Consider the following 26,613-nt stretch of genomic DNA (forward strand, 5'->3'; position numbering starts at 1 on the left):
ATAAGTAATCATTAGTTATCATATTATTACTGTCATGATCATCGAGGAAGTTATCCTCGATATCATTTATCCTTTCACACAGACCACTTGTCGTAGTTGATGAACAATCTCAACTAATTCATTTTGTGCTGTCATTACAGCATCAATATCTTTATATGCCATTGGAATTTCATCAATAACATTGGCATCTTTACGACATTCAACATGTGCAGTTGCTTTAATTTGATCTGCGATGGTAAATTTCTTTTTCGCTTCTGTGCGACTCATAACCCGTCCAGCACCATGAGAACAAGAGCAAAAGCTTTCTTCATTTCCCAGTCCGCGAACAATGTAGCTTTTCGCTCCCATTGATCCTGGAATAATCCCTAATTCCCCTTTACGGGCAGAAACTGCTCCTTTACGTGTAACAAAGATCTCTTCACCAAAATGATGCTCTTTTTGCACATAATTATGGTGACAGTTAATTGCCGACATATGTGTTGTAAATGGTTTAGTAATGATTTTACGCATAGCTAAAATCACATTGGTTATCATTGCTTCACGGTTAAGTCGAGCAAACTCTTGTGCCCAATGAACGGCATCGACATAATCCTGAAAATGTTCAGTACCTTCTTCTAAGTAAGCTAAATCTCTATCTGGTAGATTTTTTATATGGACTTCCATATCTTTTCTGGCCATCTCAATAAAAAAGCGACCAATAGCATTACCGACACCTCGTGATCCACTATGCAACATGATCCAAACTCGGTCGGCTTCATCTAAACAGATTTCGATAAAATGGTTACCTGTACCAAGTGTTCCTAGATGTCGATAGTTATTGGTATTTTCCAAATGAGGATACTTGTCAATTAACTTTTGAAAACCTGGTAATAATTGTTGCCAATGTTGGTCGATCAAAGTCGGTGGATTATGCCAACTACCATTATCTTGTTTATGATTTTTTGGCGAGATACCATGTGGTACCGCTTTTTCTATTTCGGTTCTTAATGGTAATAAATTATCTGGTAAATCTGTTGCCATTAATGATGTTTGTACGGCTATCATCCCGCAACCAATATCCACACCGACGGCAGCAGGAATAATGGCGCCCATTGTTGGGATTACGCTACCAATAGTCGAACCTTTACCAACATGAACATCAGGCATTACAGCAATATGCTTAAAAATAAAAGGAAGTTGTGCTGTTTTGCTTAATTGGTCTTTAGCTCCTTGATCAACTGGTACTCCTTCTGTCCACATCTTAATCGGTTTGGCATTTTCGGTTTGCAATAAATGATATTGAGTCATTTTTAATTCCTTTTCTCTTTTTCATTTCATTTAACAAGTTATCACTTGTTGATAAGTTTAGTTTTATAAAAATATTTTTTATATCTTCATATTAATTATTGCGAAAAGCGTGCCAATTAATAAAAAAAGCTAAAATTATTTTTTAATTACATGTTTTTAAATGAAATAAATTTTTTTCTTCATTATTGATTAAAATTTACATGGTTTTTTTTAATGGTATTTTTTATAATTTTAGATATTAATTTATAAAAATAGATAAGTTTATGAAAAAGAATGTGGTGTTTGGTTTTCTCGGAAATGTCCTTGACCAACGAGGCAAAGGTAAACGACGATGGAAGCATTGGCGACCAACCATTGCTTTATGTCATCATGCCGATAAACCTATTACTCGTTTAGAATTACTTTATTATCAAAATGATTATCATCTACTTTGTGAAATCATTAATGATATTAAACTGTTATCACCACAGACTGAAGTTAGACCAATAGTCATAGACATAGCAGATCCTTGGGATTTTGAGCAAGTTTATACTTGCTTATTTGATATTGCCGAAAAATATACCTTTGAGCCTGATAAAGAAGAATATTATGTTCACATTACTACTGGGACACACGTTGCACAGATTTGCTGGTTTTTATTGACTGAATCACGTTACTTTCCGGCCAAATTGCTCCAAATGTCACCGCCACAACCAAAAGATATTAGCGCTAGCAATAATGAGTTAAATGACGATGACATATTGGCAATGACTCCTCGTGGCACAATGAATCAGATTGATTTGAATCTACATCGATATGATAAGATCCTGACTCGTTTCCAACACTATGCATCTCAGGCCACCGATCTTTTAAAATCGGGTATTGCAACCCGTAATCAGCGATTTAATCAGCTAATAGCCGAAATAGAACAAGTTGCTAGTCGATCACATGCGCCGATTTTATTGTCTGGGCCAACTGGTGCGGGTAAATCATTTTTAGCTAAACAGATTTATTTACTCAAACACAATAATCATCAAATTCAAGGGCAATTTGTTGAGATCAACTGTGCAACATTACGCGGTGATGGCGCCATGTCAACCTTGTTTGGTCACGTTAAAGGTGCGTTTACTGGTGCCAATATTGCGCGCACCGGATTACTTAAAAGTGCCGATGGTGGCTTATTGTTTTTAGATGAAATTGGTGAATTAGGTCTTGATGAACAAGCAATGCTATTGAAAGCGATAGAAGAAAAACAATTTTATCCGTATGGCAGTGACAAACCGATTCAAAGCAATTTTCAATTAATTGCTGGTACCAATAAAGATCTCAAACAGGCTATAGCACAAGGTGAGTTTCGTGAAGATCTTTTTGCAAGAATTAATCTTTGGAGTTATCAATTACTAGGATTGGCGGAAAGAAAGGAAGATATTGAACCCAATATTGATTTTGAGCTAGCCCGTTATGCCAAAGAATACGGCATTATGCCACGATTTAATCAACAATCCCGTAATGCCTATCTGAAATTTGCCACTTCTCCTCAAGTAAAATGGCAAGGCAATTTTCGTGAGCTCAATAGTTCGATTACCCGTATGGCGACATTAGCACCACAAGCCAATATTACATTACAACAGGTTGAGCAAGAAATCGGTCGTTTACAGCAAAATTGGCAGCAAACAACCAAAAGCTATAACGATTTAATTCCAACTGAAATTGATGAATTTGATCGTTGCCAGTTAGAAAAAGTATTAGAAATATGCCAAAACAGCGCCTCCTTGTCTGAAGCAGGCCGAGTACTATTTGCTGTTTCAAGATGTAAAAAACAGCGCAGTAACGATGCTGATCGCCTAAAAAAATACTTAGCTAAATTTGGCCTGAGTTGGGAAATAATACACAGAAATAATTGATGATCTAATAAAAAATAATTTATCAGTTTACATTTTAATAAACTTTAGTCTAGAATACGGCCGCTTTCCTGAATAGTGCTGCTGCAGGAAACAGTAATTATCTTCTCAAATTGAGAGGACGGTATTTTATTGTTTTCTAGGTGGCTATTATGTCTACATTTACCCGTTTACAAAAACGTTTATCCCGAAGTGGGATTGAAACTCATTTTAATAATGATATTTACACATTTAATAAACAAGATATTACGGCACAAGTATTATTACCTAATCCGTTACCTTTAGAAGAAAAAGCGGTTGAGCAATTACTCGATTTTGCATCGGTAACAATGCCCAATAGTGATGGCAAAGTTTGCGCTGCAAGGGCTACGCCAGACTTTCATCCTGGTACGATTGCACCAGTTGGAAGTATAGTTGCCACGACTCCTGATTTAATTATTCCTGCGGCGATAGGCACGGATATTAATTGTGGGATGCGCCTGTTTACTACAGGCTTAAGTCTTAATGAGGTGGATGAACAAAAATCAAGTCTCATTGAACAATTGAAACAAGTGTTATTGCATGATGAGCGCGATGTGCCAGTTACCCGCACTTCTTTTCAGGCTCTTTTTGATGAAGGTCTTGCAGCTTGGTTAGGAGCTTTACCGCAACAAGGTTTATGGAATAGTGTCGATTTTGAGCGGCTCTCACATGAAATTAGTAAAATTTCTGGCAATAATTTACTTTCGGCGGATAGTCAGTATGCTCCCGAAGCCTTTTTTGAAAAACGAGCGATTATTCGTCCGGCAAGTTTAGGTACAGTCGGTTCAGGTAACCATTTTGTTGAATTACAAATTGTTGATGAAATTATTGATCGCCATGTCGCTTATCAATTAGGTTTAAAAAAAGATGATATTGTGGTGATGATTCATACTGGATCACGTGATGTCGGTTTTTATATTGGCAAGCGTTGGCAAGATAAAGCCAAAGCATTATGGCCGGTCGATCAAAAATACCCTAAATCAGGTTTATTTGCTTTGACAGACAATCATGCTCAAGAGTATTTGCAAGCGATGGGCGTTGCTGCTCGTTATGCTTGGATAAATCGCATTGTGATCACTGAGCTGGTACGTAAAACCTTTAATACTCTCTTTAAGCAGGATGCGAGTCAATTATTGGTTGATATCTCACACAATGTCATTTTTCCTGAGAATGGCATGAATATTCATCGCAAAGGTGCAACACCCGCACATTTAGGTGAAATAGCATTGATACCAGGCTCTATGGGTGATTATTCTTATGTTGCAATAGGAAAAGGTCATCCTGATTGGTTATGGTCTTGCTCACATGGCGCAGGACGAGCTGAAAAAAGGCAAACGATGCGCAGTAAAAAATTGGCCTCTGATAACGCTTTATTGCCATGGCAATGCGTTACTTTAAAACAAGAGCGATTATTTGAGGAAGCGCCTGCTGCATATAAACCGATTACGCCAGTCATTCAAGCACAAGAGAATGCCGGTTTAATCCAAACCGCAGTCAAACTTAAACCGTGGATAACCTTTAAAGTATGATGTAAAAAAGATGTCAGTTTCTCCAAAAACTGGCATCTATATAGCGAGTTAATAAAGATAATGATTGATGTCATTATCTTTATTATATTAGTTTTATCATTTCTGATTTGATTTGTTATTTTAATCAATCATCAATAACCCGCAGCTAAACCATCACCACAAGGATCGATTGCACCCATTAATCTATGATTATCACCAGTAATTAAAATTGCTCAATATAACCTTACTGTGTTTTATCGCATCTATTTTTTACTAAGAAAAATTAAGACGGTATAGACATTCTCAATGTTTTTTACAAAATTTGGGGAAAGGTAAAAAAAGTCTAAAAGATTTTATTTGAAGATTATAATTAATCTAACAAAAGGTTAAACATGTAAGCATCTTTATGATGAACAAAGTATTTACAATTAAAAATTATCTACAGCGATTACCTGTTTAGATTAATCACTGCTAGGTATAAACAAAATATGATATATTACTTTTTAAGTGATTTTACAAAGTGTTATGGTAAATAATGAATAGTTAAAACAACATCAATTTTATCAATAACATTATTACTCTTAAAACTAATATTCGCTTCGTTAGCCAAAAAATTGTTGATGAATATTTGTAGTTTTAGTAATTTTTAATAACGGTAAATAATATGATAAATTCAATTCATGATATCAATTATATAATTGATAATTTTGGTTTTTCTGGCATAACACTTATTATTTTGTTTTTTATCTGCCTAATTATTAATTGGATTAGTAAAAATATATTTCCTTATTATTTTCGAAAATCAAAGTTAGAAAAATTGGATGAATATAAAGATAAATATATTGAAACTAATAAATTTGATGAAAAAACAAATGTTATAAACAAAATTTTAGAAGAAGAATATGGACGTATTTTATTAAAGGAAAGAAATATCTTTAAACAGAAAATTATAATTTTTTTGTTATATTATAATCTTTGTCGAACAATTAAAGAAGCCAAGAAATTTGCTATATATCTAATATTTGAAGAATCTAAAAAATCTTTAGTATTTAATAAAACCTTTGCTTTATATAGATTTTTTTTTACAACGATACTAGCTATCTTATCTCTGTATTTATTTTCATATGCAAGAAAACAAGCACCACAATTTAATGATGTTTTTGAAATGTATATATGGTTTATATTAATTTTGTTAAGTTATTTTCTAGGTATAGTATTTGTCATGGTTAGTATGTTAGTAATTCAAAATTCAATATCAGTAATGAAGTTAATAAAAAGAAATCCAGAGGTTATTAAAAATATCAGCTCTCGATTTTCAGAATTAAATACTCACGAAGTAAAAGGTAAAAAAGAAAAAATTCACATTCAAGTATCAACTGTAAAGACTCTACAGAAAAAGTTAGCTATTGTGAGAAATAAAGTAAAAGTAGAAAAATCTCAAAAAAAATTGCTTGTCATTGCACTTTATCATGAAAATATTTCTATTAATAAAATAGCAGAAATTATTGGTACAACAGTAGAGACTGTTGAAAAGATTATTAATAAAGCATAATATCATCATTGAACACATTGATAATGTTTTTGATTAGAAATTATATTTTATCTATCTAATTTTTGCATCTTTTTAGTCTAAATTAGTCTTCTGCTAGAATCATTTAGTTTAATTTAAACTGTTGTTAAGATATCTAGAAATGTTTTATTTCGTACAACTGCATCAGAAAAAATACTATTTGATGAAACGAATGTTACATGTGTTTCAGATCCTTTTAAATAACCATAGTACATGCATCCATTATTGCTAAAGACTTTAGTAAATGACCTATTAATCATAACTCTTTCAATATCGTTATCATCAGCTTTAAAATCACAAATAATATAACAATAGAAATTATTTATGTTGTTAACAATTTTTTTGAGTTTTTCTTTATATTCATCAACCTGATCTATTGCAGAAGTTTTTTCTTTATAATCAATATTTCCTTTTTTGAATTCAACCAAGACAACATCTTTATGCAAATCACTATCTTCTGGGCTATTATACAAAATAAATAAATCAGGTCTTTTTTCTGATTTAAAATCAGAATTACCTCTTCCTATTTCGGAATTGATTCTATTTATTGTTATATCAGATGCTGAGTATACATATGACATAAATTTATCATCTAGGAGCCAAACGCAATTTTCATATAAGTGATTTTTAGCCTTATTTTTTTCAACAACCACACTAGTTTTTTGTGGAAAAAATAAGTTATGCAAAATATCCTCATTGTCGCCTGAATTAGTTAAAGATAATCCTTTTTTTGCTATTAAATCTCTATGAAAAATGTATTTTGCAAGTTCATGTTTATTTTGATCAATCACATGATTAAGTAGTTCATCAATAGAAACGTTAGGCTTTTCAAGTAACGTAGCCAGCCTATCTTCTTTTTCATTTATTTTATTTCTAATTTTAGTAATTATTTCTTTTTCATCAAAATTTATACTATTAACATCAATATTTTCAAAATTAAAATAGCCATATTTTTTCTTTATTATTTCTAATTTTTTTTTATTTTCGTGTACTAGATTAGGCTCGTTTTCGTATACTATTTCTAAACATAAGTTCTTTAGATCTTTTTCAAAATTATTATCCGGGATATTAGATAACATATCTGTTTGGCTAAAATCATTATTAGAGTGAAAATTAAATTGTGTTCTTTCTGGATTTGCATGTTCATCAAAATATTCTGAAGTAATGGCAAATATATATTGAGTACGAAAAGTTTCAGAAATAACTATAGGATTAATCTGAATATTATTGGCGCAATAAAATATTCTTATACCTTGTTTTTCTTTATTCTGAAATGTGTAAATAGTAAATTTACAATCATTATTGACATACTCTATTTTTTTTGAACAATCAATATCACTGCTTTTTATTTCATCAGTGAGGTGGCCATTAACCATGAAATTAATTGAAATGCATTTTTCAGTTTCTTGTTGCTTTAAAAAAAGCATTAAGTTGAATTTTTCTTTAGTGAAGTTAATGCAAGATGTAACTTGTGTTTTAGGATTCTTTAATTTTAAGTTATTTAGATGAATTTTTGTATATGAAACATTTTGCTCATCACTATCACTTATTTTAATTTTTTTTTCATTGAATTGATTTGTAAAATCAAACTCAACAAATTTTTTTTCTTTTGATATACTTTTTACTTTAATATCTGAAGCTAAATTCAAAAAAGAAATACGTCCAATTCCCCTTCCTCCTATATCTCGTTTATGAACTGTTGCTATTTCAAGAAAAGCATCGATATTTTCTTGGGTTAATCCATCTCCATTATCTTCTATAATTATTTCTCTTAAATTACCAAGATTTGATGTTTTACCATCGAGTGTTCTTTCATATTCATATTGAAGATTAATATTAATTCTAGTTGCATTAGCTTGTATAGCATTCATTATGGCTTCTTTTAAAACATCATTAACCGTAACATTTTTATAAAAATAAGATACTAAGCCTGCAACATTTGTTTTCATATAGGTATATTCTTTATAACTTAATTTATTTATATTAACCTTAATATAAATAAACAACAATTATAAAATCACTTGAATTTTTCTTTTTAGCATTAAGTAAAAGATGTTTTTTTGATATTTGAACAAATAAACTATGGCAACAATTTATTACATTTCCCCTTTCTAAGGTAATTAAATATATGAAATAAATCCTTGATGGATAATTTACTTTTTTACCATTTTAATAAATCAATTTAAGCTATGTAGTTTAGAAAATTATTAATTTTTAAAATTACTTTATTGTTATTCTAATAATGTTAATTAAAACAAAAAATTCTCTGATATACCAATATAGCAAACGCAAAAATACTAATAGGTATTTTTGTTTCTCGTAGAATGGGAAATAGTTATTCTTGCAATAATGTCGATACTTCTAAAGAGCCTTAATAAACCACCGACGATATTATAAGACGGTATAGACTTCTCAATATTTTTTACAAATATAATAATATTATTTTGCTTTGACATGTGGACTATTCGCATTAATATCTAACCAAGTTTGACGATAACGCTGGCGTCGCTTTGTTCGGCAATAGTTAACTAAAAGTGTAAATCCTTGTTCTTCCATCAATGTAAAAAAATAGCGCTGCCATTTAGCTGCGGTATTGGCATTAATGCCTAATTGTTGCTGAATGGTTTTATATGTTTCACCTTGCAGCAATAAATCAATAAACGGCAACCATCGTTCATGGTGAGATAACTTATTAAGTTGATATTTTTTCAGTGGGTTAAAGGTTCTCCGACAGGTTTTACAACGAAAATTAAGCCGATGGCCAATGCGAATAGTATTCAAAGAGTGGCAATAATCGCAAGGCATGACAGACGTCTTAAGTAGTCCAGTAAGCCACGACTTAAGAGCCTTAGCTTGACGAAAAACTTCTGTTGGTTTTGCTTGATCAAGGTTAAGAATCGCTTGATAAAGATCGGGTTCATATTGTGCTAACAATTGACGGATAACATTGTCCCACCGCCCTGCTGCTCGCGCTGAAAGGTTAAACTTATCTGCAATAAAGCTATGTGGTTGATTGCTTAACGTCATTGGCGCAATATTTATGAACAATGAAGCTGGTTTAAAACGTCGACATAAAGGCGTTGTCGCCACCAAATCCGGCAACGCCAGCAAAAAACGCTCAGCGGCAAGATGTTGCTCAATTGGTAATAGAGAATGATACATGATCGTTGACCTTTTGATGGCATAGACTCCTTAATTATTTTTACAAATAATGAATACAGGAAAATGCATAATTTTTTCATTGTTTAAAACTACTAATATCTTATTTTCTTGTTACAAATCTTGATATGTTTCTTATTAGTTCAATTAATGACATCTAAGCATAGATTAAAATATGCTAAATTTGATAACGCGATAAGACAATTATCAAATTGATTAAGTATAACAATCACTATATTCAAGATATGTAAATTCAAACACTTAATATTAAACAGTGAAACTTATTCCACTTCTTGTAATTTGCTGGTACTACAGATAAGTTTGGCTGTTGTGTGTTGATTTTCATCATTTGCATAAATCGCCCAGCAACTTTTCATCGATGGATCGATTTTTTTTGCCAATTGGACTTCCTCACCATTATAGCTACATTTAACGTAGTTTCCATTTTCATCATAGGCTGAATTGATCTGCCATGTGAGGTCATGTTTTTTGCCATCAATAATGCCAATTTCAGGTTTTAATTCAAATAATTTAACTGGTTCATCGGAATAAACACCAAGACTAGTGAGTAGTAGGCTACGATTTTTGTTGATTGAAACTTGCCAACCCTCAGGAGTTGCTTCAAGTTCGGGATGATCGGATTTAATATTGATTCGGGTTGGGCAATCAATTTCGTAAGCAGTAGCAACCCCAATAGTTGCCAACCACGCTGTTGCAATCAAACTAACTCGGTAACCTTTCATCTCATCCATCCTGTTTACATGACATATTAATCTATTATTAGTGTTGTTAATTAATTATGCCAATAATCTAAATCAAATTATTTTTTAAAATGCTGTTTTTATAATAATGGTGTTGCTCGATACTGTAAATCAGGTTTTTTCAGCCAGTCCTGTGAATCAATAATCGCTAGTTCTCTAACCTCTTTTTGTTTGGTAACAGCTAATACATGATTCGCTGCATTGGCGGCTAGTTCAAATGCATTTAATTGTGATTTGCCATTGATTAAGTGAGCAGTGAACAAACTACAGATTAAATCGCCAACGCCCAATGGACGATAAGGAAAATCATATAATGGACGGGCAAGGTGATAACTTTGCGAAGGTGTGGCTAATATCATTTCAAACAATTCTGTAGTTTTGCCAGCATGGACTAAATTCTTAACTAAAATTGCTTGGATAGGTTGATGTTGCAGTTTTTTGATTGCTGTTTGTACATCGCTAAAGGTTTTAATTTCGATATTCGATAATATCTGTAATTCTAATAAATTCGGCGTAATATAGTCTGCATGTTTAATCGCTTGGTTAGTGAAAAAATCAATAATATTTTGCGGTAGCGAACTCCCTTTATTAATATCTCCGCCCATAACCGGATCGCATACATAAATGGCGTTAGGGTTATAATATTTTATCTTTTTTACTGCTTCAATAATTTCTTCACCTTGTTCGGCAAGGCCGATGTAACCTGATATAACGGCATCAATTGATTTTAAAACGCCAATTTTTTCGAGACTATTTACGATCCGTGTAATTTGCTGAGCCCCCAGCACAATACCATCATAATCGGGATAAACCGTATTACTCGATAGTTGTACTGTGTGGATCGGCATGACTTCAACGCCTTGTAATTGCATGACTAATGTGGCAACTTTGTTGCCTGCATAGCCATAAACAACATTAGATTGAATTGATAAAACGGTTTTCATAAGTCGTTGCCTTTTTATTCATCATAATAGTGATAATGGCTTAAAAGATAGATGCTGATAATAGATAGCATTGCTAATCCACAATAAAATAGCGCTAATGGTAACCAATAAGTTTGGTAGGTAAAGATAATATAACCCCCGATCAATGGAATAAGGCTACCAAAAATAGCTGCGCAACCTTGATAGCTCATGGATAAGCCGGTATAGCGAATTCTAGCAGGGAAAATTCGGCTTAAATAACCCGCTATTACCCCATAGAAACCACTGTAACAAAGTACATTTAATGAAATACCAATAATAAAGCTAGTTTTTGTTCCTGCTTGAATAATTGGGAATAACAAAAATACGGATGCCATCGCTAATATTGCTGAAATAATTAAAAAGCGTGTTGCTGAAAATTTTTCTGAAAAATAAGAGATAAATGGTTGCGCAATAAAGTGTACCATTGCAATCCAAAATAGTGCATCAACGATGATCTTCTTCTCAACACCTAGAGCCATTGTTGTATAACCAATCATTAGTGTATTAGAAAAAATACCACTAAATGATAGTACATTGGCGCATATGGCTAATACCAGTATTGGCGTTGCCCGTTTAAACACCTCAATAATTGGCACTGACTCTTTTTGTTTCAAGCTCGCTTGCTTTTTAGCTGATTCGATAAATACGGGTGACTCGGTTAAGGTAATTCTGGCAATAATTCCAACAATTAATAAAACAAAACTGACTAAAAATGGGATGCGCCAATAACCGCTATCTATAAGTTTATCCGTAGGCAAGCTAATGATATAAGAAAAAACTAATAATGCGAGAATATTACCTGCCGGACTCCCCCACTGAGCAAACGATGAGAAAAAGTTTTTTAAGCCTTTGGGTGCATGTTCATTAGCCATTAATACTGCGCCACCCCATTCACCACCGACAGCAATACCTTGTAAAATACGTAATCCAACTAACAGTATCGGTGCGATGATGCCTGCTTGTTGATAAGAGGGTAACAAACCAACACACGTTGTCGCAATGCCCATTAATAGCAAAGTAATAATTAGTGATTTTTTCCGTCCTAATCGATCGCCAATATGGCCAAAAATTATTGCGCCTAATGGTCGAGATAAAAAACCAACTGCAAATGAGGCAAACGCCCCTAAAACTTGCACAAATTGATTATCAGAAGGAAAGAAAAGTTGACCAAAAATTAAGACTGATGCTAACGCATAGATATAAAAATCATACCATTCAATGGTAGTACCAATAAAAGCAGCAAAAGCAACTTTTTTAGCAGATGAATTGGACATAGTTAGACCTTGCTAAGTCAATGACTAATGTAAATTTGTAAAGACAGAGAAACTAACACAAAACCATTAATATCACAATTTGTTATCTGATAAGATAAGAAAAATTATGTAAAAAGATGATTGTTCTAATTTGAATCATAATATTGTTATTTAGAGATAATTAGTGATTATTCACAGTGGATTATTTGGGTTATTTTATTAAATAAAGAGCTTAATTGATTACACAAAGCTGAAATTGAAGGCTTCTTAAAAATTGGCAAAAATATTAAAGTTCACGGTTAATTAACGTATAGCAATGTAATTATTTAAGTTGTATAAAATAAGATATAGATCACATTTCTTGAATTTTAATTTGAAATCAATATTAGTTATATATACTATCGGATCCATTAAGGCATGTTACTGATTTAATTCAGGCAGGACCAAAACAAAAACTTATCTAGAAGGTGAGTTTTTGTTTTGGTCTTTTTTTTTGGATCTTTTAGAGTGAGTGTATATATGGATTATCAACAGTTAGGAATACAAATTTTGCGGTTAGTTGGGGGAAAAGATAATGTTAATTCCTTGACTCATTGTGCAACTCGTTTACGGTTTGATCTTTTTGATAAAAATATCGTTGATTGTGATGCAATCATGAAATTGACTGGTGTTATTAGTATTGTAGATAGTGGGGGGCAGTTCCAAGTAGTGATTGGTAACGAAGTCCAACAAGTGTATCAAGCTATTAGTCAAAATTTATTTAACCAAGAACATGGCAAGGTAAGAAGCAAAAAGAAAGAAGGAATACTTTCATATATTATTGGCATTATATCCACTTCATTTACGCCTGTAATTCCTGCATTAACTGGTGCGGGGATGATTAAAGCGTTATTAGCTATATGTAAGTTAATGGGGGTGTTATCGCCAGATAGCCATACCTATTATTTGTTGGACATGTTGGCTGATGCGGCATTTTTCTTTATGCCTATTTTGTTAGCATATGGTGCTGCAAGTAAATTTTCGTGTAATCCTATTTTAGCTATGACTATTGCAGGTGCAATGTTACATCCCAATTTAGGAAAATTAATGGTGTTGGGTCAAGATGTTTCTTTTATTGGTATCCCGGTTAAATTAGCCGATTATTCAGGTTCTGTATTACCTATCATTATTACTGTATGGGCAATGTCTTATATTGAGCGATTTGCTGAAAAAGTGACTCCATCAATGATAAAATTTTTTATCAAACCAATGCTTATTCTATTGATAGCAGGGCCATTAGCATTAGTCATTATTGGTCCATTTGGCATCTTACTAAATGATTTAGTTGCACAAGGGGCGGGTTATATAAATAGTAAAGCTAGTTGGTTAATTCCAATGTTAATGGGCGGGTTACAGCCATTTTTAATTATCACTGGTACAGCTTGGGCAATGACTCCAATTGCAACAGGACAGTTAAGTCGTAATGGTTCTGAAATGATTAATGGCCCTGGTATGCTAGCCTCAAATATAGCACAAGGTGCAGCTACATTATGTGTAGCAATCAAAACTAAAAATAAAAATCTAAAACAACTTGGGTATTCTGCTGGTTTCACCGCATTATTAGGTATTACCGAACCATCATTGTATGGCGTGACCTTAAAGCTAAAACGCCCATTAATTGCTTCAATGATAGGTGGTGGAGTTGCTGGCGTTTATGCAGGGGTATCTGGATTATTACGTTATGCTTTTGTATCGCCAGGATTAGCTGGTTTACCGGCATTTATAGGTGATAATCCGATGAATATTGTTCATGCTCTGGTGACATGTTGTATTGCGATAGTTGTAACATTTGTATTGACATGGTTTATGGGATTTGATGATCCAATTGATGAGGATGATTTGATTAAAACTATTGATACAGATTCAACATTATCATCAACAAATAACTCTGTTGCTGCTGATTTGAGTAATGTTATCTTAAGTAGTCCTTTAACAGGAAAAGTAATACCTCTATCAGAAGTAAAAGATGATGTTTTTTCAAAAAAATTGATAGGTGATGGTATAGCCATTGAGCCTAATCAAGGTAAAGTTGTTGCACCAATTAGCGGTAAGGTTGTCAGTTTACTTGAATCAAAACATGCGATCGGTATAAAAAGTGATCAGGGTATTGAAATTTTGATCCATATAGGACTGGATACCGTTAAATTAGGTGGCCAATTTTTTACAGCTAAAGTTGAACAAGGTCAGCGGGTTAATGTTGGTGATGAGTTAATTGAATTTGATTTAGCGGCTATCAATCAAGCTGGTTATATGACAACTACCCCAATAATTATTTTATATTCAGATGAGTATTTTGTTGAAAATATTAAGAAAAATATGGTCACAATCGGTGAGGATCTGATATTAGTTAAAAAATCAAATCAAGGTGATAATCATGCTCTATAAAACATTAAAACCGTTTCCTCAAAATTTTTTATGGGGAGGATCAACATCGGCTTATCAGTTTGAAGGGGCATGGGATGAAGATGGAAAATCTCCATCAATTGTCGATATGTATTGCCATCCTGAAGATGTAGCCGATTTTAAAGTAGCAAGTGATCACTATCATCATTATAAAGAAGATGTACGACTTTTTGCCGAATTAGGCTTAAAAGCCTATCGTTTTTCTATTGCTTGGACGCGTGTTATTCCAGATGGTATTGGTGACGTTAATCAACAAGGATTAGATTTTTATCATAACTTAATTGATGAACTTAAACGTTATGGTATTGAACCAATAGTAACTCTATATCATTTTGATTTACCCTATAAATTGGACAAACAAGGTGGATGGAGTGAACGATCAACCATTGATGCTTTTGTCCGATATACTGAAGTTTTATTTCGAAATTTTGGTAAAAAAGTTAAATATTGGTTAACAATTAATGAACAAAACACCATGATTCTTCATCCAGGTGCAATTGGTGTTCCTGAAAATGGTAAATTACCAGATAAGAAAACACTTTATCAACAAAATCACCATATGTTTATCGCTCAGGCTAAAGCTATGCAGCTATGCCACACTCTTTGTCCCAATGCTAAAATTGGGCCAGCATTAAATATTACTTCAATGTATGCTGAAACTTGCCGACCTGAAGATGCTATTGCTGCTCATAATTGGGAAACTATTCGATGTTGGAGTTTCCTCGATACCGCTATTTTGGGGCGCTATAATGCGTTATTTTTAAGTTATTTACAGGATAGAGGGCTTTGCCCAACAATTTTGGCAGAGGATCTCGTTGTATTAAAAAATGCTCAACCTGATTTTATTGCCATGAATTATTATTCAACAGCAACAATTGCCGCCAGTAAAGGAAATGCTTCCGATATATCAGCCAGAGCAGGTGATCAACAAATCATGCTGGGTGAACAGGGCGTTTATCGAGCGGCGGAAAATCCTTTTGTCGATAAAACAGCTTATGGATGGGTAATTGATCCTATTGGTTTAAGATTAACCTTAAGAAAAGTTTATGAACGTTACAATTTACCAATTCTAATTACGGAAAATGGCATTGGTGCTCCAGATAAACTTAATGCAGATAATACTGTTAACGATGATTATCGCATCAACTTTATTAGCCAACATATAACCCAAATGCAATTGGCTATCACCGATGGTGTTGAACTTATTGGTTACTGCCCATGGTCTGTTATTGATGTGGTAAGTACTCATCAAGGTTATGGTAAGCGTTATGGTTTTATCTATGTTAATCGAGGCGAATTTGATTTAAAAGATATGAAACGTATCAAGAAAAAGAGTTATTTTTGGTATCAGAAATTAATTAAGGCTAATGGGCAGTTGGATAAATTGACGTAACCGTTATGATAACATTTAAAGTTGATAAAATTTTAAATAACAGCCTAGTATTATCCAAAAATAGTGATAATAACGAGGTGATCCTGATGGGAAAAGGGATCGGTTTTAATGCTAAAGTTGGTGATCTGCTTGATGCTGAGCAGATTGAGAAATGTTTTGTTTTACAACAAATAACAGATATTCAAGGTTATCTTAACTTAATTGAATCATTACCTGATGATTACATCGAGTTAACGAGATTTTTGTTAGACTATGCGAGCAAAACATTACAAACGACTTTTAGAGAAACACTCTTTTTTACCTTATTAGATCACCTCAATTATGCTATTGAAAGATATTATTCAGGAGTGGTTATTCAAAATCGCTTGTTATACGAAGTGAAAAGCTTTTATCCTAAAGAGTTTGAAGTTGCAAAGTATGGCATAACCTATATAAACCAACGTCTTAATATTAGTTTACCTGAGGAGGAAGCAGGTAACATAGCCTTTCATTTAGTTAACGGCCAATCACATCAACAAACTATGCAGCATACGTTATTGTCCGTTAAAATGTTGAAGGATATATTCAATATTATTCAATTTAATTTTGCAATTCGAATAGATAAACAATCGTTACATTATTCACGCTTTTTAACTCATATGCAGTTTTTTATTCAGCGTATTTTTGAGCAGAAGCAGCTACAATCTGATAATGATTTTGTTTTTCAACAGGTGATTAGGCAATATCCAGATGAGTTTAAATGTGCAAATATCATTAAAAAATATTTAATTAATCAGCTCAATATCACGATTTCAAATGAAGAAATCCTCTATTTAATACTACATATCATTCGTATTGTACATTAAATCAAGCAAACAAAAGTCAGCATTGATGTTTATATCGATAATTAATACCAAAATAGAAGATTATTGCAAATTGTGTAACTTTATCATTTGCTTTTAATATTCGATGGTTAATTATTCATTTGGATCTGTTTCAATATTCTGCAAATATGAAACAATCGGTAAATCAGCTTCAGCCCAATCAAGATGATTTAGTCTACTAATATCTAGCCAACAAATTTTATTATGTTCTAAACATATTGGATCATCAATTAGCTGACAAAGAAAATTTGTTGGAAGGTAGCTTTAAAAATGTTTTTCAATACTATCAAAGGATAAATAGCTATTTGCCTTTCGAATAATAATTAAAGAAGTTTTTTAAACAGTTTAAACAGGCTACCAAGAGGATAACGTTTTAACTTGATTAGATTTTACAGATACAATGTTGTTAATATGATTTATCGGCGGTTATTTTTTTAATACAGCAGTACTTTTAATGCGAATTGCTGGTCTTTTGTTTTTAGATTGATTGCTTAGTGTCATTGTTTATAGTCAGATTTAGTTAGTAGCTAATGTTATTAATTTGTTGGTTACCTGGTGTGTATAGGGTTTATTTAATCTTATTTTCACGGATAATTAGGATAAATAAACCCTTTATTATGGTTGTTCTTAGGTTGCTTTATAGCACGGTAAAATTTAAGTCATTATCATGACAAGTTCATTTCACTTATGTGATTTGGTCTTGGCAAACTCTATTGATATTTGGGTTGGTAAAAATATCAAATTCATCATAACTGGTTGATGAGAATTCACTTATTACAGCACCTTCAGGCCCAGCTTTAAACCAATGTTTAATATTGGGGTCGATGGTATATTGCTCACCGGGGAGTAATTCAATCTCTTGGCGAGCAGTATAGTATTGTTGATTACCACCCTGTGGTAAAGTACAAGATATACTGCCCTTATTTTCACCTTCAACATATAAATATACTTTACCCCATCGACAACGAAATGTTTCTTGTTTTCCTCTGCTGTTGTTGATGTCAGGATGTCGATGTTCAGGGCAGGTTTGGTTAGGTAGTAATACCATTTCTTTGGCACAATATCGGTCAGTATTAATATAAATAATTAAATTTAAACCTTCATTTTCAATATTATTTAAACCGAAATCAGCAAACTCAATATTATTTAACTCTTGTTCAGTTAGAATAAGTTGAGATTTTTTATATAACTCTTTGACATTATTCTTATAATCTTCACTAACTAACATAGTACACCTCATATAACTAAAACTAAGTCTATATTTAGTATTTAGATGGTTATGGTTTAATCGATAATGACCTCCATAACCATCCAATTTTTATAGACTTAGCTGATTTTGATTGAATCTAAGTCAATATCTTTCTCGTCATCAATAGTGAGTTCATTGTTATCATCTAGATTGACTCGTTTTTTCAGTACAAATAATATAATTGCGGTAGCAAGTGAGCCAGCCATTAAGGCAATAAACCATTGGATAGGATTGACCATTGTCACCATTGCAAATAGCCCACCAGCAGGTGCTGGTGTAGCACTACCACATGCCATACTAATTGCACCACCAACAGCACCACCGACACCAGTTGCTACTAAACATCTGAGTAAGTCATTAAAGATAATCGGATAACAACCTTCTGTGATTTGGCAGACTCCCATTGGAAATGCTGCTTTTAATGTTTCAACTTCATTGTTGGTATAAATATTTTTAGAAAATATTTTTTGCATAAAGTAAGCGATTGTCATTCCAAAAGGCGTTACCATTGAGGCTAAAATCATAACTGCCATTGGTTCATAACCATTTGGACCTAATGAAAGTAAAAACATGACCACGGTTTTATTGATTGGGCCACCATAATCAATTCCTGAAAGAACACCAATAATTAATCCATATACAATTTTTTCACTCGTATTAAGATTTTTTAAGTAGTCCATAAGTAATTCAGTGAATGCAGCAATTGGGGTGCCGACAACGTAGTACATTATGAGCCCCATGGCAAACGCTGATAATAAAGGAATAATTAAAACTGGTCTTAGCCCTTCCGCCCAATGTGGTACTTTAATTTTTTCTCTGAGAAGTAAAGCAATATAACCAGCAATATAGCCACCGATAAAACCACCGATAAAGCCTGCGCCGATATTAATCGCAATTAGTCCGGTCAAAAAACCGGGAGCAATACCTGGTTTATCAGCGATTGAATAAGATATACCCGTAGATATAACAACCGGTAACATTCCAAGAACCAGAACCCCCATAGTTGAAAGCGCATCAACTAATCGGAAATCATCATGGAAACTATTCATTACTTGCCCACCAAATAAACTACCTATAGCGAGACAAAAACCAGCACTGACAACAATGGGTATTAAATATGATATAGCAGTTAGAGCATGGCGCTTTAACTCTATTAATTTGAACATCTTCATGTGCAACCTCACCTGTAAGATTATTGAGAAATAGCTTCTTCGATCTTCTTAATTAATTTATTGGGGGACTTTATGGCAATTTCTGTGGGGACCTCAATAATTTTTTTGTTGGCAAATCGTTCTCTTCCAGATACTTTTACATCAATAGCTAATATAACAATATCAGCACTTTCAATTAACTCATCGGGAATTTCATCTTGCACGCCTATCGTACCTTGAGTTTCAATATGTATGTTATGCCCAGCATTTTTGGCGGCAGTGATTAATTTTTCCTTTGCAATATAAGTATGTGCAATTCCTGCGGTACAGGCAGCGATTCCAATAATATTCATAGCCTTTGTCCTATTTTTATTACAATTCCTTGTTGATAAATTTGTTATTAGTAACTAGTGAAAATTTGTTTAATTTCCTGACTATCATTTGCTTCTAACAATCTATCAATAACATCATCATTACCAAGCTTACCGGCTAGTTGTGCTAACAACATGAGATGTTCATTAGCACCGTCATTATTAGCGCTGACCGAAAATAAAAATATTAATTTAACTCCTTTATCATCAAGAGTTTCCCATTCAATTTCTTGGTTGAATTTCCCGATAGCAATACCATTTCGTAGTACGCTATCGCTTTGACCATGAGGAATTGCAATATAATTACCTATACCTGTTGCTCCCAATGATTCTCTATAATAGATATCTTCCAGAAATGAATTAATATCATTAATATAGCCAGCATTAAGTAGTTTCTCTGATAAAATCAGTAATGCTTCATTTTTATTTTTTGCATCAATATTTGTGGCAATGACTTGTTCATCTAAAATTTTATTTAATGACATAAACTCTTCCTCTTATTAAATGTAATAATCCGTTGCTTGTTGCCGGTCGATAATTAACCGGCTTTTAGCTTACATTTATTAATATGAACAAGCATTTAGCTATTTGTTCTTATGTAGTCTTAAAACTTATCGATAATATAATGATGCTTTATTATCTGCTTTAAATAATTTAATTTTTTGCTCTGCTACTTTTTGCGTTTCTAGCATGCAAGGTGGGAATAAAACATTAGGCTCTCTAATCTCGTTATTGCCTCCATTTAACATCTCGCGTAATTTATTAGCAAAACAGATTTTTATATCACTAGAGATGTTTATTTTGGCAATTCCTAAATCTAGCGAAGCGGCAAGTTCATCATCAGCATTACTAGACCCCCCATGAAGTACTAATGGGATTGAGACCAGCTTATAAATTTCTTCTAGAATATCTAAACGTAATTTAGGAACTAAGTGTTTTGGATAAATACCATGCGATGTACCAATGGCTACAGCAAGAGAATCAATTTTTGTTTCTTCAACAAATTCTTTGGCTTTTAGTGGATCGGTGTAAATAATTTCACTTGCTCCCCCTTCTACGGTGGATCCAGTATCGCCAATGGTACCTAACTCTGCTTCCACTGACACACCAACGCTATGTGCTAATTTTACGACTTCTTTAGTAATTCTAATATTTTCATCAAATGGTTGATGTGAACTGTCAATCATTACTGATGTGAAACCTAATTGAATGGCATGTGCAACTTGTTGCATGTTGGCACCATGATCTAAGTGAATACAAACGGGGATTTTACTGTGGTTACATTCATAAATAACTTGACTGATAAAACTGTCTTTTAAGAAAGCAAGCTCATCGGGGTGAATTGCCATCATAAATGGTGCGTTTAAACGTTCTGCTGTTTCCATTACGGCAGTCAGTAATTGTCCGCTACCAGCATTGAACGCAGGGACGGAAAATTTATTTTTTCTTGCTATATCTAGCATTTCTTTACCAGTGATTAACATGAGCTGCTCCTTAAATTTGCTGTTATTAATACTTTCCTTTACTTTTTTTTCTTTTATTATTTTATCTTTTCTTATTTGTGTCAATTATTTTTTTTATTTTCTTTTTGTTATTTGTTTTTTTGTTTTATTTTAATTTGTTTTTTGTGTATTATGCAGATAAATCAAAATATAAGGTGGCTAATTATGTTTGCTGAAGAAAGACAACAGATTATTTTAAAGAAAGTAATAGAAAATAAATCGATTACTGTTAAAGAGTTAGCAGAGTTATTAGATGTATCAATGCCTACAGTGCGTAGTGATATTGATATAATTTGTGCAAATTATCCAGATATAGAGCGAACGCATGGTGGGATTGTGTTATCGAATAAATTTATACACCAAACCCCTTATGATGAAAGAAAAGCACTTAATCTAAAAGAAAAACAGAGCATTGCTAGTTTGGCTATATCTTTAATTAAACACAAAGATACAATACTGATTGATTCTAGTTCAACTAGTAATGAAATTGCGAATAAATTAGTCAATATTGATATTAAAATTACTATTATTACTACGGGTATCAATATTGCTGTTAAGCTAAAAGAAAACCCGAATTTGACGGTTATTATCATTGGCGGAGTTTTAAAACCAAAATCAAATACCATACAAAACTCTTTTGATGATAGCGTTATTAATGCTTTTAATATTGATAAGTTTTTCTTTTCAGCATCAGGTGTTTCACTAAAAAACGGGTTCTCTGATTATAATTACAATGAAGTTGTCGACAAAAAAAGATTTTTAGCTAAATGCCAACAATCTATTGCGCTAATTGACTCAACCAAATTCAATATTGATTCAAAATCCAGTTTCGCACAATTAAAAGAAGTGGATTATTTAATAACAACTCAAACTGTTGATAAAAAGGATATTGAGCGATATAAAAGGTCGATAAAAGTTCTAACTGCTTGATGATAAAGGGGCCTATTATGAGTTGGTTTAAAAATATGACCGCTAAAGAGTTGCTACAGTATGTTGGTGATATTAAACAAATTGCTGGGGCAACGAGTTCTATTTTAAATGATGGCCCTGGTTTTAATTCTCGTATTTGTGAGGTTAATACCGCAGCAGGGTTAAGTTTTACTGTATTACCTGATCGAGGAATGGATATTTCAGCATGTCGTTATAAAGGCATACCCATTGCGCCAATATCAAAAGTAGGGATCAGAAATCCAGAGAGCGTGAATAATAGTGGATATGAGTTTTTAAAAAATTTTCATTGTGGTTTATTAACTACTTGTGGATTAACGCATATTGGTCCTCCATCGACTATTAATGGTTTACATGGCCCATTTTCTAATTTACGTACAGAAAATTTTTCTATTAATGAATTTTGGAATGATGATGATTATATTATTCAGTTAAAGGGTAAAATACGTCAAGCTGTATTTTTTTCTGAAAATATTCAATTACAAAGAACAATAACAACTTCATTAAAATCTTCATCTTTTACTATCACTGACACCATCACTAACCAAGCATTTAGGCATGAAAATATTCAACTTTTATATCATATTAACTTTGGTTATCCACTATTATCACCAGATACGACAATAAAGCTACCCACAGTAACCACGTTACCCCGAGATGAAGTTGCCGATAAGGGATTAGCACATTTTCTTGATGTATTACCGCCTCAAGCTATTTTCGATGAGCAGGTCTATTTTCATCGGCCAAAATCAGAAAAAAAATGCCGTTTTAGGGTTGAAAATAAAACTATTGGTATTGCGCTGGACTGTCAATATGACTCAACTGAGCTCCCTTATCTGACACAGTGGAATCAATTTGGTCAAAATGAATATGTTCTCGGTATTGAACCTGGTTTAGGATGGCCAATGAATAAGTCAGAGGGGGGATTGATTTTAGCACCATTAGAGAGTTTTACGACGTCGCTGCATTTTGATTTAAGTAATATATAATAAACAAAAATACTGTAAGGCATTTTAATAATTACTAGGATGAAAAATTTACATTTCAATTTGGTTAGCAGATAACCCTAATTGACTGTAATGAATAATATTTAATGGAGATAAATAATGAAACGATATGGTAGTGTTGAGGCGGGAGGAACAAAGTTTATTTGTGCTGTTGGCAATGAAAATAATGAAATAATTATTAGCGAAACTATTCCAACCACAACTTATGCAGAAACGATAAAAAAGGTCATTCTGTTTTTTAAACAAAATAGTGTTGATGCTTTAGCAATAGGCAGTTTTGGGCCGGTAGATCTTGATATTTCTAGTGACCAGTATGGATGCATACTGAATACTCCAAAACAAGGTTGGACTAATGTAAATATTGTTTTACCAATACAGAAAGAACTCAATATACCTATCTTTTTTACAACGGATGTTAACTCAAGCGCTTATGGTGAAATGTATTTAAACTCATGTAATAATTTGGTTTATTACACAATTGGCACTGGAATTGGAGGAAGCGCTATTCAAAATGGCGTATTTATAGGTGGCGTCGGTCACCCAGAAATGGGGCATCAATTAATAAAAAAACATTCGTTAGATGTCAATTTTAAAGGTGTTTGTCCATTACATGGTGATTGTTTAGAAGGGCTAGCATCAGGGCCAAGTATTGAAGCAAGAACGGGTAAAAAAGGCCAAGAATTAGATGCTAGTTCAGATGTTTGGGATATTCAAGCATACTATATTGCCCAAGCTATTTTAAATGCGACCTTAGTGATTAGACCTGAGTTAGTCATTGTTGGTGGTGGTGTGATGAGCCAAAATCATATGCTAGAACGAATAAAAACGCATTTTAAAAGATTATTAAATAATTATGTCACCATTGAAAATATTGATAAATATATAAAAACACCGTCAGTTGAAAATAATGGTAGTGCAACAATTGGTAATTTTTTACTCGCCAAAAACTTATTAATTAAAAATTAATTTATTCGCATTATATATAATTAGGTTGTTATTTCTTCGGAAATAACAACCAACTAAGTAATATTGTTATCTTCTCCTTTAATTATCCACCTTCACTAGGCCACGACAAGCAATGTTATTAGATAAATTAGCTTTAAATGATTATACTGGTGAATTATACGCATCCTTAAATTGAGTATTTATAAACTTAGTTTAAATGAAATATTGTATGCTAAAACATGGAGCATTTGAGGAAATTACAGCAACAATCTGATTTATTTATAGGATCTATTACTGTAACTATTATCAACATATCTAAAATTTATATCTTTGGATGAAACGAGTTGTATGCCAAACAGAATAATTAATCCCAATAATAAGTTATATAAGGATGAGCAATTGAATCGTGACTATCCGGTTACGGATATTTCAGAAAACAACATAAGAGAACAAATGCCTGAAATATTCAACATATTATTAATTGATAGAACGACATCTACAGCTGATGAGATAAATAATATTATTTGGGCCAATGATAATTATAGCCAATATAACCATACAGCCTATTCACCATCTGCTCAGATAAGACCTGAGTTAATCACAGGTAACATGGCAAAAATCATCATGCCTCGCGCGTTAAAACCGCGAGAGCAGCAAAAAGAACGAACTAAATCAAAAGCGGAAGTATTTACACCAATTTGGGTTGTGCAAAAACAAAATGATATTCTTGAGAAAGAATACGCTAATGATGATTTGGATACTTATATTAAGCGAAAATGGTTAGAAATATCATGTGGTGAAGCGCCGTATATGGTTACTCGCTATGATATGAATTCTGGGCAAATGATACCACTGCAAAAAAGAGTAGGTTTTGTTGATAGGAAACTAAAACGTATCAATGCTGAAATAAATGATAAAAAAGAATGGCAAAGATTCGCTATCAAAGCTTATCAAGCCAGTTATGGCTTTGAATGGAATGGCGACTCGCTTTTATTAGCTCGCGAGAATTTATTTTACACATGTTGTGATTATTATTTTGCTAAGTGGCAAGAAGAACCATTATATGAATTTTTGAAAAATGTGGCTGAAGTGATTAGCTATAATTTATTCCAGATGGATGCTTTACAACAGATTATTCCTTTGTCAGAACAACAAGCCTCATTGTGTGACAATCAGTTAACTTCTTTTAGTCAAGAAAACAATGCACAACAATTGCTTAAAAACCACGGTAAGCGTGTAAAAATTATGAATTGGGATATAGGGGAAATGATTTTTTTTGGCGAAGGAGATAGATAATGAAATTCGATGTGGTTGTCGGTAATCCTCCCTATCAAGATATGAATGTCGGCGAAAATAATCAAGCTGTTCCTATATATCATTATTTTTATGATTTAGCTGAAAAGGTCGCAAGTAAATACACGTTGATTTCGCCGGCTCGATTCTTGGCAAATCAAGGGGCAACACCGAAAAAGTGGAATCAGAAAATGCTGACTGACAAACATATCAATATTGAATATTTCAATGCTAAAAGTGATGAAGTTTTCCCAAATGTTGATATTAAAGGCGGTATCGTAATTATTTTTAGAGATAAAAATAAAATTTTTGGTGAAATTGATACTTTTATTCCTTTCAAGGAATTGCGATCTATATTTCATAAAGTTAAATCAATAACTAAAGAAAATATGAGTAATTTTGTGTATAGCCCCGATAGTTATCGATTTACAGATTGTTTGTTTATTGAAAATCCTTATTTGATTGGCCGAACGGATAAGGCTCATGCAAAAGCTGTCGCCTCTAGTGTATTTAGTCGCTATCCAGAAATATTTTTTACCACCAAGCCAGATGATGGCGAGGATTATATTCAAATCTACGGTCGCACAAAAGGTGCCCGTATATATTATTGGTTGAAAAGAAAATATATTGCTAATCATGCTAATTTAGATAAATGGAAAGTTTTTGTGCCAGGTGCTAATGGAACAGGGGCGTTTGGAGAGATATTGAGTACACCAGTTGTTGGATCTCCCGCAATCGGACATAACCAAACATTTGTCAGTCTAGGAGAATTTGATACTGAGTTTGAAGCTGAAGCATTACTTAAATACATTAAGTCAAAATTTGCTCGTTCAATGCTAGGTATTATGAAAACAACCCAGAATAATCAATCAAAGATCACATGGTCAAAAGTTCCGCTGCAAAATTTTACTAAAAATTCAGATATAGATTGGAGTAGATCTATTTCAGATGTCGATCAGCAACTTTATATTAAATATAGTTTAGCTGAAAACGAAATTAACTTTATTGAAAGTAAGGTTAAACCCATGAACTAACTAAGTAATTT

22 protein-coding genes are annotated in these 26,613 nt (G+C 32.8%); 11 read left to right on the top strand and 11 right to left on the bottom strand.

Annotated features, from left to right (window positions below; translation table 11 throughout):
- Positions 1 to 66: 66 nt before the first annotated feature.
- The gene (locus H3T80_RS09420; protein ID WP_110448804.1) at positions 67 to 1,287 is read right to left on the bottom strand and encodes an RtcB family protein; all 1,221 of its coding nucleotides are present in this window, start codon (positions 1,285 to 1,287) and stop codon (positions 67 to 69) included.
- Positions 1,288 to 1,550: 263 nt separating this feature from the next.
- Between H3T80_RS09420 and rtcR the strand changes: the two genes are divergently transcribed.
- From rtcR to H3T80_RS09435, 3 genes are all read left to right on the top strand, one after another.
- Positions 1,551 to 3,170, top strand: a complete 1,620-nt coding sequence (rtcR, locus tag H3T80_RS09425; RefSeq protein ID WP_198201517.1) for an RNA repair transcriptional activator RtcR — start codon at positions 1,551 to 1,553, stop codon at positions 3,168 to 3,170.
- 149 nt (positions 3,171 to 3,319) lie between these two features.
- Positions 3,320 to 4,717, top strand: coding sequence for an RtcB family protein (locus H3T80_RS09430; protein ID WP_198201518.1), 1,398 nt, complete (start codon positions 3,320 to 3,322; stop codon positions 4,715 to 4,717).
- Between the two features lie 643 nt (positions 4,718 to 5,360).
- Positions 5,361 to 6,248, top strand: a complete 888-nt coding sequence (locus H3T80_RS09435) for a hypothetical protein (protein WP_198201519.1) — start codon at positions 5,361 to 5,363, stop codon at positions 6,246 to 6,248.
- A 113-nt stretch (positions 6,249 to 6,361) separates the two neighbouring features.
- On the opposite strand, the gene H3T80_RS09440 is transcribed toward H3T80_RS09435, so the two are convergent.
- The 5 genes from H3T80_RS09440 to H3T80_RS09460 all read right to left on the bottom strand — a co-directional run bounded on the left by H3T80_RS09440 (position 6,362) and on the right by H3T80_RS09460 (position 12,425).
- Positions 6,362 to 8,215: an ATP-binding protein gene (locus H3T80_RS09440; RefSeq protein ID WP_198201520.1), complete on the bottom strand. Its 1,854-nt coding sequence runs from the start codon at positions 8,213 to 8,215 to the stop codon at positions 6,362 to 6,364.
- A gap of 490 nt (positions 8,216 to 8,705) precedes the next feature.
- Entirely contained in the window at positions 8,706 to 9,428 is a 723-nt protein-coding gene (locus tag H3T80_RS09445) for an IS1 family transposase (protein WP_198201521.1), read from the bottom strand.
- Positions 9,429 to 9,706: 278 nt separating this feature from the next.
- On the bottom strand, positions 9,707 to 10,168 hold the full coding sequence (locus H3T80_RS09450) for an STY0301 family protein (RefSeq protein ID WP_198201522.1): 462 nt from the start codon (positions 10,166 to 10,168) through the stop codon (positions 9,707 to 9,709).
- A 98-nt stretch (positions 10,169 to 10,266) separates the two neighbouring features.
- Positions 10,267 to 11,130, bottom strand: coding sequence for a pyridoxal kinase PdxY (pdxY, locus tag H3T80_RS09455; RefSeq protein WP_198201523.1), 864 nt, complete (start codon positions 11,128 to 11,130; stop codon positions 10,267 to 10,269).
- A gap of 14 nt (positions 11,131 to 11,144) precedes the next feature.
- A complete protein-coding gene (locus tag H3T80_RS09460) occupies positions 11,145 to 12,425 on the bottom strand; it encodes an MFS transporter (protein WP_198201524.1) in 1,281 nt (426 codons plus the stop codon).
- 498 nt (positions 12,426 to 12,923) lie between these two features.
- Here H3T80_RS09460 and H3T80_RS09465 point away from each other — a divergent pair, with 498 nt between their 5' ends.
- The 3 genes from H3T80_RS09465 to H3T80_RS09475 are packed head-to-tail and all read left to right on the top strand — an operon-like array spanning position 12,924 to position 17,084.
- The gene (locus H3T80_RS09465) at positions 12,924 to 14,828 is read left to right on the top strand and encodes a beta-glucoside-specific PTS transporter subunit IIABC (protein ID WP_198201525.1); all 1,905 of its coding nucleotides are present in this window, start codon (positions 12,924 to 12,926) and stop codon (positions 14,826 to 14,828) included.
- Positions 14,818 to 16,239, top strand: coding sequence for a glycoside hydrolase family 1 protein (locus H3T80_RS09470; RefSeq protein WP_198201526.1), 1,422 nt, complete (start codon positions 14,818 to 14,820; stop codon positions 16,237 to 16,239). The genes H3T80_RS09465 and H3T80_RS09470 overlap by 11 nt, the downstream gene beginning before the upstream one ends.
- A gap of 5 nt (positions 16,240 to 16,244) precedes the next feature.
- Complete coding sequence (locus tag H3T80_RS09475; RefSeq protein WP_198201527.1) at positions 16,245 to 17,084, top strand: PRD domain-containing protein; 840 nt, start codon at positions 16,245 to 16,247, stop codon at positions 17,082 to 17,084.
- A gap of 703 nt (positions 17,085 to 17,787) precedes the next feature.
- Here the strand turns inward: H3T80_RS09475 and H3T80_RS09480 are convergent.
- The 5 genes from H3T80_RS09480 to H3T80_RS09500 form a co-directional block, all read right to left on the bottom strand.
- A complete protein-coding gene (locus tag H3T80_RS09480) occupies positions 17,788 to 18,330 on the bottom strand; it encodes a D-lyxose/D-mannose family sugar isomerase (protein ID WP_110448794.1) in 543 nt (180 codons plus the stop codon).
- A 98-nt stretch (positions 18,331 to 18,428) separates the two neighbouring features.
- A complete protein-coding gene (locus tag H3T80_RS09485) occupies positions 18,429 to 19,523 on the bottom strand; it encodes a PTS fructose transporter subunit IIC (RefSeq protein WP_086364193.1) in 1,095 nt (364 codons plus the stop codon).
- Between the two features lie 20 nt (positions 19,524 to 19,543).
- Complete coding sequence (locus H3T80_RS09490; RefSeq protein WP_086364192.1) at positions 19,544 to 19,855, bottom strand: PTS fructose transporter subunit IIB; 312 nt, start codon at positions 19,853 to 19,855, stop codon at positions 19,544 to 19,546.
- 47 nt (positions 19,856 to 19,902) lie between these two features.
- A complete protein-coding gene (locus H3T80_RS09495; protein WP_110448793.1) occupies positions 19,903 to 20,358 on the bottom strand; it encodes a PTS sugar transporter subunit IIA in 456 nt (151 codons plus the stop codon).
- 126 nt (positions 20,359 to 20,484) lie between these two features.
- Positions 20,485 to 21,357 carry a ketose-bisphosphate aldolase gene (locus tag H3T80_RS09500; protein ID WP_198201528.1) on the bottom strand — a complete coding sequence of 291 codons (873 nt, stop codon included), beginning with the start codon at positions 21,355 to 21,357 and terminating at the stop codon, positions 20,485 to 20,487.
- A 183-nt stretch (positions 21,358 to 21,540) separates the two neighbouring features.
- Here H3T80_RS09500 and H3T80_RS09505 point away from each other — a divergent pair, with 183 nt between their 5' ends.
- The 5 genes from H3T80_RS09505 (at position 21,541) to H3T80_RS09525 (ending at position 26,602) form a co-directional block, all read left to right on the top strand.
- Positions 21,541 to 22,305, top strand: coding sequence for a DeoR/GlpR family DNA-binding transcription regulator (locus tag H3T80_RS09505; protein WP_181414714.1), 765 nt, complete (start codon positions 21,541 to 21,543; stop codon positions 22,303 to 22,305).
- Positions 22,306 to 22,322: 17 nt separating this feature from the next.
- Positions 22,323 to 23,312 carry a DUF4432 family protein gene (locus tag H3T80_RS09510; RefSeq protein WP_198201529.1) on the top strand — a complete coding sequence of 330 codons (990 nt, stop codon included), beginning with the start codon at positions 22,323 to 22,325 and terminating at the stop codon, positions 23,310 to 23,312.
- A gap of 114 nt (positions 23,313 to 23,426) precedes the next feature.
- Positions 23,427 to 24,296: a fructokinase ScrK gene (gene scrK, locus H3T80_RS09515; protein WP_110448789.1), complete on the top strand. Its 870-nt coding sequence runs from the start codon at positions 23,427 to 23,429 to the stop codon at positions 24,294 to 24,296.
- Positions 24,297 to 24,623: 327 nt separating this feature from the next.
- Positions 24,624 to 25,571 (top strand): hypothetical protein, encoded by a 948-nt coding sequence (locus H3T80_RS09520; protein ID WP_198201531.1) that lies wholly within the window; start codon positions 24,624 to 24,626, stop codon positions 25,569 to 25,571.
- Positions 25,571 to 26,602 (top strand): Eco57I restriction-modification methylase domain-containing protein, encoded by a 1,032-nt coding sequence (locus H3T80_RS09525; protein ID WP_198201532.1) that lies wholly within the window; start codon positions 25,571 to 25,573, stop codon positions 26,600 to 26,602. The genes H3T80_RS09520 and H3T80_RS09525 overlap by 1 nt, the downstream gene beginning before the upstream one ends.
- Positions 26,603 to 26,613: the final 11 nt, after the last annotated feature.

The sequence above is a fragment of the Gilliamella sp. W8145 genome (genome assembly GCF_016101145.1).
Lineage (GTDB): Bacteria > Pseudomonadota > Gammaproteobacteria > Enterobacterales > Orbaceae > Gilliamella > Gilliamella apis_A.